The sequence below is a fragment of the Deltaproteobacteria bacterium genome (genome assembly GCA_019310525.1).
Taxonomy (GTDB): domain Bacteria; phylum Desulfobacterota; class DSM-4660; order Desulfatiglandales; family HGW-15; genus JAFDEE01.
Map to the genome: position 1 here is coordinate 1 of JAFDEE010000121.1, position 6,868 is coordinate 6,868.

Annotated in this window: 7 protein-coding genes; 4 read left to right on the forward strand and 3 right to left on the reverse strand. The window is 55.1% G+C overall.

The genetic code is table 11. The features are described 5' to 3' along the window. The first annotated feature begins 158 nt into the window (after window positions 1–158). The 3 genes from greA to JRF57_15630 are packed head-to-tail and all read left to right on the forward strand — an operon-like array spanning window position 159 to window position 1,616. On the forward strand, window positions 159–626 hold the full coding sequence (greA, locus tag JRF57_15620) for a transcription elongation factor GreA (GenBank protein ID MBW2305129.1): 468 nt from the start codon (window positions 159–161) through the stop codon (window positions 624–626). Window positions 627–636: 10 nt separating this feature from the next. Next, window positions 637–1,125: a hypothetical protein gene (locus JRF57_15625; protein ID MBW2305130.1), complete on the forward strand. Its 489-nt coding sequence runs from the start codon at window positions 637–639 to the stop codon at window positions 1,123–1,125. Window positions 1,126–1,142: 17 nt separating this feature from the next. After that, a complete protein-coding gene (locus JRF57_15630) occupies window positions 1,143–1,616 on the forward strand; it encodes a dienelactone hydrolase family protein (protein ID MBW2305131.1) in 474 nt (157 codons plus the stop codon). A 23-nt stretch (window positions 1,617–1,639) separates the two neighbouring features. Here the strand turns inward: JRF57_15630 and JRF57_15635 are convergent, their stop codons facing one another. Then, the gene (locus JRF57_15635; GenBank protein ID MBW2305132.1) at window positions 1,640–2,245 is read right to left on the reverse strand and encodes an IMP cyclohydrolase; all 606 of its coding nucleotides are present in this window, start codon (window positions 2,243–2,245) and stop codon (window positions 1,640–1,642) included. Between the two features lie 451 nt (window positions 2,246–2,696). Between JRF57_15635 and JRF57_15640 the strand changes: the two genes are divergently transcribed. After that, the gene (locus JRF57_15640; protein ID MBW2305133.1) at window positions 2,697–3,992 is read left to right on the forward strand and encodes a 3-deoxy-D-manno-octulosonic acid transferase; all 1,296 of its coding nucleotides are present in this window, start codon (window positions 2,697–2,699) and stop codon (window positions 3,990–3,992) included. 9 nt (window positions 3,993–4,001) lie between these two features. Here the strand turns inward: JRF57_15640 and JRF57_15645 are convergent, their stop codons facing one another. Both JRF57_15645 and JRF57_15650 read right to left on the reverse strand, forming a co-directional pair. Further along, entirely contained in the window at window positions 4,002–5,276 is a 1,275-nt protein-coding gene (locus tag JRF57_15645; GenBank protein MBW2305134.1) for a glucose-1-phosphate adenylyltransferase, read from the reverse strand. 431 nt (window positions 5,277–5,707) lie between these two features. After that, window positions 5,708–6,685 (reverse strand): calcium/sodium antiporter, encoded by a 978-nt coding sequence (locus JRF57_15650; GenBank protein ID MBW2305135.1) that lies wholly within the window; start codon window positions 6,683–6,685, stop codon window positions 5,708–5,710. Window positions 6,686–6,868: the final 183 nt, after the last annotated feature.

Here is a 6,868-nt window from a genome sequence, read left to right on the forward strand (position 1 = left end):
AAGGTCAAGGAAGGCGAAGATTTTAACCACAGGAATACATTGAAGTATTTCGAGGATTAAAATCTGAGCCTGACGCAGAGATTGGAGAAAAGGGCCATTTATGGATGGGCACTATTTACCAATTTAAAAATTCATCTATATTTGGAGTGGCAAGGCCTATGGATAGAGTCCCCATTACGAGGCAGGGTCTCGAAAAACTTAAAGAAGAACTCTCCCGCCTGGAACGGGTGGAAAGGCCCCAGAATATCCGGGCCATTGAAGAGGCAAGAGCCCACGGCGATCTCAGTGAAAACGCCGAATACCATGCTGCCAAAGAGAAGCAGTCCTTTCTGGACGGCCGAATCAACGAACTAAGGACGACCATCAGCCGTTGCGAGGTGATCGATGTGGAAGAAGGGCCGTCGGACAGGGTGGTCTTCGGCAAGACAGTTCTCCTCTATGATCTTCAAACGGATGAGGAGATCACCTATCAACTCCTAGGTCCTTACGAATCGGAACCGGAAAAAGGCAGGATCTCCGTCACCTCGCCCCTCGGGCAGGCCCTCATCGGGAAAAAGGAAGGCGACGAAATCCGGGTCCAGACTCCGGGTGGGATCCAGGAGTACGAAATCATCGAAATCCGCTGAGGGATCTTCAGTGGAAACCGTTCAACTCAACAAGTCCGTGACCATCCGTTACACCATGCACTCGCATCTGCCGGATGGGAGCGGCAAGCGGCGCGATCCCGAAACTCTGACCTTTATCTTCGGGGTGGAACGCCAAGTCCCCACCCTTGAGGCGGCCCTGGAAAACGCGTCCACAGGGCAGGTTTTCCACCTGGATGTCCCCCCATCGGAAATTTACGGGGAACACGATCCCGCCCTTGTAAGAGAAATTCCGAAAAAGGGGCTGATCAAACAGCGCCTCCGGGAAGGGCGGTTCTATCGGCAGATGAAAACGGGAAGCCTCATTTCCTTCAAGGTGCTGGAAATCCGGGAAAACACCGTGGTAGCCGACTTCAACAAGCCCCTTGCCGGGATCAGGGTCTCCATGGATGTAGAGGTTCTGGATATCAGGGACGCCACTCCCGAGGAGATCCGGAAAGCGATGGAGGTCCAGGCCAGGAAGGACATCGGGTGCGGATAAGGAAGGGAGCCACCGTCATGTCCCAAAGGATCTTCCTGCACGGACTGGAAAGCAGCAACCAGAGCACCAAGGCCGTCTTCTTCCGGGAGAGATACCCGGACATGTTGATCCCCAACTTCCAGGGCCCCTTCCGGGCCCGAATGGAAAGGCTGGAGGAGATTCTCGCCGGCCGATCGGACCTCGTCATCACGGGGTCGAGTTACGGGGGCCTCATGGGGGCAGTATTCGCCATGGAAAACGAAGAAAGGGTGAAACGACTCGTTCTCCTGGCCCCTGCTATCAACCTCCCGGAATTCGAGGCCTACCGAACGCGGACCATCGATATCCCTGTGCGGATCTTCCACGGCCGAAAAGACCCGGTCATTCCGATCGCGCAGATCGAACCCATCGCCAGGAAATGTTTCAGGGACCTTGAATTCCACCCGGTCGAGGATGACCACTTCCTCCACCGGACCTTCAAGACCCTGGATTGGGACCGTCTCCTGGCCTAACAGGCCGCCTCCACCGCCGCTCCTTACAGCGTCACGCCCTCCAGATACCGGGTGATGGCTCCGTCGTATTCGTGGGTCAAACGAAACACCTTTTTCGCCAGTCGAAACCGGGTCGCCAGCGTAGTGCCGCCCTGGTTTTCCTCCATTTCCCTCAACACAACACCGTAGTCCGCCGGATCAACGATGACCGTCACGTCGCGGTAGTTCTTCGCCGAAGAGCGCAGCATCGTGGGGCCGCCGATATCAATATTCTCAACGGCCTCCTCAAGGGTTACGCCTTCCTTGGAGACGGTCTTCTCGAACTGGTACAGATTCACCGCCACAAGATCTATGTTCCGGATCCCGTGCTCTTTCATGGTTCTGACGTGCTCGGGGTTGTCCCGCATTCCAAGGATACCCCCATGGACCTTGGGATGGAGGGTTTTCACCCGACCGTCCAGGATCTCCGGAAATCCCGTGAACTCCGAAATATCCAGGACGTCCACTCCCCCGTCACGAAGAACCCTTGCCGTCCCTCCTGTTGAAAGAATCTCTACGCCGAAGGAGACGAGGCCCCGTGCGAAATCAACGATCCCGGCCTTGTCCGTGACGCTGATGATCGCCCTTTCGATTTTTCTTGGTTCTCCCATGTCTTCTTCTCCAGAGCCATCGACCCATTCCGGTTCGGAATGGCTTGAAAATTCAAGGATTCCAAGGGGCAAGGGACCGAGTGATGAAATCCATGAGACCTTCACCCGGGGGAACCCTTGGCCCCTCGAACCCTTTTCGGATGAAAAACTCAGACTGAAATCTTCTGCCTGAAGGCCGGCCTGCCTTCAACAGGCAGGGCATTGCATAGGCTTCCCATATCAAAAGTTAGGGTCCCATGGCAAGCTCCATCAGGAGACCCTCCACTCCCAAAGGAAAAAACGGTTTTCTTTTGACAGTAGAAGGGGACAAAGGTACAACCTGAATTCGGCAAACTTGACGTTTGCAGGATTCAGGCACAAAACCTTCAGAGGTCGGCCCGGCCGGAGAAGACCAATTCCTTTTACATCCTCGCCAATACCGGCCCCGTGCAGGAGCACTTTAGAAAAAGAGATGAAACCGCTTTATGGACTTTATGGACTATCAGCATCCGGCCTACTTACTGTCACCTTTCCGGGCCTTTGGCTTTACACGAAATTGAAAGGCAGGCACGGAGAAGGGCTCAAGGAACGACTCGGCCTCTTCCCCCCAGGACCCATGGCGAGGATCAAAGGCTCCCCCCGTATCTGGATGCATGCCGCTTCCCTGGGGGAGGTCAAGGTCGCCTCCGCGATTCAGCGGGCCCTGTTCGATGCCCTCCCCGATTGCGCCCTCATTATCTCGACCACTACGGAGCACGGCAGGAACCTGGCCCGGGAAACCTTTCCACGCTCCACCGTGATCTACGCCCCAATCGATGTCCCCTTTTGTGTCAGGGAGGGTCTCTCCCGGGTCCGACCCGATATCATGGTGTTCCTGGAAACGGAAATCTGGCCCGCATGGATCACGGAGACCCACAGGAGGGCAGTGAAGATCGCCTTGGTCAATGGACGAATCTCGCCCCGTTCCCTGAATTCCTATCTTAAACTACGTCCTTTTTTCCGTGAGGTCCTGAAAAAGATCGACGCCTTCAGTATGATCCGGCAGGAGGATGCGGACCGGATCCTGTCCATGGGCGCCCCGCGGGAACGCCTCCGCATCAACGGCAATGCCAAGTACGATCTCTTGACCGAACAGGCGGAAGCGGGGTCCGAGGAAAAGATGCGCCGCACCTTAGGTCTCCGTCCGTCCGATCAGATCCTCGTGGCCGGCAGCACCCGGGACGGAGAAGAGGACATGATCCTGGATGCCTACATGAAGATCCGCGAAAACTTTCCGGAACTACTCCTTTTCCTGGCTCCAAGGCACATCCAACGCGCCCCGGAGATCGAGGCCCTCGTCCGGAAACGCGGCCTGGGATACCGGCTTCGCAGTGAGATGCCTGGAAATGGCCCCAACCCGAACGCCCCCGTTGTGATCATGGACACATTTGGGGAGCTCTTCAGGCTTTACAGCATCGCAACCATCACCTTCTGCGGGGCGAGCCTGGTCCCCCTCGGGGGCCAGAATCCCCTGGAGCCGGCAGCCTGGGGGAAAGCGCCCCTTTACGGCCCATCTATGGAAGACTTTCTGGATGCCAAAGAAATGCTTGAGGCGGTGGGAGGAGGCATCGAGGTATCTTCGGCGCAGGACCTCACTGAGAAGGCTCTCTGGTTCTTGAACAACCCCGAAGAACTGAAGGCGAGGGGAGAACGGGCCCGGGAAGCTGTCATGAAAAACCGCCGCGCCGCGAAGAGACATGCGGAGGTGATTCTCGAACTCCTTTCCTGACCCCTTTACTTATCCAGAAAAATATCCTTTCGGAACAACCACGATGCCCCTGGGAGTTACGGTAAAGTGCTTCCGATCCTCCCTGGGGTGGTATCCAATTTCTGTTCCGGGTGGAATCACGTTCTCTTTGTCGATAATGGTCTTCTTGATCCTGCAGTTTCTCCCGATCACGACGCCGTCCGAGACGACTGATTCGTCCACGGTGGCCCAGCTCCGCACCACAACGTTATATGAAAGCACGGAATTGCGTACGATCCCGCTCACGATGCAACCCGGGGCCACCAGGGAATCCAGGGCCTTCCCCACCCTGAATCCTTCCTTCCTCTCCGTGGCGAATACGAACTTGGCAGGTGGGGCCTGGATCTGACTTGTATGAAGGGGCCAGAGCTTGCCGTAGAGGTTGAAGTAGGGATCCACCCCGGTCAAGTCCATGTTGGCGTTCCAGTAAGCATCCAGTGTCCCCACATCTCTCCAGTAGGATGAATCCCGTGTGGGGTAAACAAGCCTGAATTCCCGGGTTCCATCTTCCAGGGTCAGGTTGACATAGTCCTTGATCCGGTTCAGCTTCCGGTAAGGATAAGCGTAAACCCGGTAGGTATCCAGCAGCCCGGGAATAACATCCCTCCCAAAATCATCTTCGCTCCCTGACTCAAGGATCTCCACGAGCCGTTCGGTCTCAAAAAGATAGATCCCCATGGAGGCGAGGATATGTTCCGGGTCCCCTGGAATGGTCCTGACATTCTCCTTGGGTTTTTCACGAAATCCTGTGATCCGGAAGTCCTCGTTCACTTCCGCCACCCCGAAGTCCCGGGCCATCGCCTTGTCTGTTTCCAGCAGGGAGATGGTCACGTCCGCCCTCTTCTTCCTGTGGTAGCTGAGGAAAAGACTGTAGTCCATCTTGTAGATATGATCTCCGGAGAGTATGAGGACCTGCCGGGGCCTGTACCGTTCGATGAGGAACAGGTTCTGACGGATGGAATCCGCCGTTCCGCGATACCAGTCCAACCCTATGCGCTGCTGGGGCGGCACCTTTTTCAGGAAGTGGCCCATCTCGTGGCTGAAGATATTCCACCCGGCCTCCAGGTGCTCGTTGAGGGAGTATGATTTGTATTGGGGCAGGACGATGATCCGGTAGAGACGGGAGTTTACGCAGTTGCTGAGGGTAAAATCGATGAGGCGGTAAATCCCCCCGAAGCGGACCGCCGGTTTCGTTCGATCCTGGGTAAGGGGCATGAGCCTTTCCCCTCTCCCCCCTGCCATCACGAAGGCGAGCACGTCTTTCATCAGGTTATCCTTTCCCCACTGGCTGAGGTTTAAAATCCCTCTCGGGGGCCGTGCTACTCACCCCGGAAGCAAAAATCTTCTCTCCACGCATCCTGCAAAGGGTGGGAGCTTAAACGATTTCATTTTATGAACGGGGAAGAAAAGATGTCAAGGCTCCTTGAAAATCTCCGGTTCATTTACAATTCATCCGGATAAACAGGGGCCGAGCAGATCCATCGGGGCGAAGTCACGTCGAGGCCTTTGAAAAACGTTCAATTTTGTTCAAGATCAAGGAAGACGAAAATTTTAACCACAGGAATACATTGAGTATTTCGAGGATTAAAATTTGAGTCTGACCTGTCTGCCGTGCCTGCCTGTCCCGTCGGAACGGCAGATAGGCCCGGCACAGGCAGGCGCAGAAATTGAGCAAAAGGGGACGTTTTTCAAAGGTCTCACGTCCTTACGACCAGATACACCACATAGCCGACATAACATGCCAAAAGAAGTATGCCCCCGCCCCTGCTCACCCTACTGCTCTTCCACATCAAAACCAGAGGAAGGAAACTCGTTCCCATCATGACCAGGTAATCAATGAAAAGGCCGCTTTCAAAAAAACCGCCTGGAATGGGAATCGGCCGAACAATCGATGCAGCCCCAAGGACGCTCAATATATTGAAAACGTTGCTACCCACCAGATTTCCGATACTGATGTCCATCTCTTTTCGGAGGGCTGCAACCACGGATGTGGCCAGTTCCGGCAGGGACGTCCCAAAGGCCACCAGGGTAAGACCGATGAATTTTTCACTCACACCAAGGATGGTCATTATCTTTACCGCCGACTCCACAACGATCTGCGCTCCGGCCACCACCCCGGTGATCCCTGCAAGGATCATGATGATCTGCTTGGGCCTGGAGGAAACATACCCGATCCTGTTCACTTCCTCGTCCGGGGAATTTCCTGTCTCCTCGTACCTGCCGTCCGTTTTTGCCGCCATGCGGTAATTGAACAGGGTATAGAGTATAATCCCTGCGAAAAGGGTGGCCCCTTCAATTCGTCCCAGTTGGGAGTCAAGAGAGAGAAGCAGCAGATAGACGGATATCCCCAGCATGATAGGGATATCCCGCCTGACCACGGAACGACTGCCGGTGAGAGGCTGAAAAGTGGCTGACAAACCCAGGACGAGGGCGATATTGCAAATATTGCTTCCGACCACGTTCCCTACTGCGATCATGCTCTTTCCCTTGATGGAGGAAACGAGACTGACCACCAGTTCGGGAGCCGAAGTGCCGAAGGCCACCACAGTCAGACCGATCACGATGGGGGTGACCCCTAGGCTTCGCGCCAGGCTCGATGACCCTTTAACGAGCCATTCGGCACCGAAATAGAGTATCAGGAAACCCGCGAGAGACAACAACACGTATAGTATCATGAAATTCTCCTTTCCGAATCCTGCGTGTGCCCCGGAAAAATTGTGAAACCAGGAGTATCAAAACCCCAACCGGCACCCTTCGGCATCTCCGCCCATTATTTCATAAAGGGGAGGAAATTGTCACCCGGCAAGATAGAAATGTCATTGAGCCCCGGATGTTTTCTTGGTATTTTGAGTCAATAA

What these genes read in the sequence shown, in the direction of transcription:
- JRF57_15650 (MBW2305135.1), bottom strand. Translation starts at nt 6,685, where the DNA reads ATGATACTATACGTGTTGTTGTCTCTCGCGGGTTTCCTGATACTCTAT.
- JRF57_15630 (MBW2305131.1), top strand. Translation starts at nt 1,143, where the DNA reads ATGTCCCAAAGGATCTTCCTGCACGGACTGGAAAGCAGCAACCAGAGC.
- JRF57_15640 (MBW2305133.1), top strand. Translation starts at nt 2,697, where the DNA reads ATGAAACCGCTTTATGGACTTTATGGACTATCAGCATCCGGCCTACTT.
- greA (MBW2305129.1), top strand. Translation starts at nt 159, where the DNA reads ATGGATAGAGTCCCCATTACGAGGCAGGGTCTCGAAAAACTTAAAGAA.
- JRF57_15645 (MBW2305134.1), bottom strand. Translation starts at nt 5,276, where the DNA reads ATGAAAGACGTGCTCGCCTTCGTGATGGCAGGGGGGAGAGGGGAAAGG.
- JRF57_15635 (MBW2305132.1), bottom strand. Translation starts at nt 2,245, where the DNA reads ATGGGAGAACCAAGAAAAATCGAAAGGGCGATCATCAGCGTCACGGAC.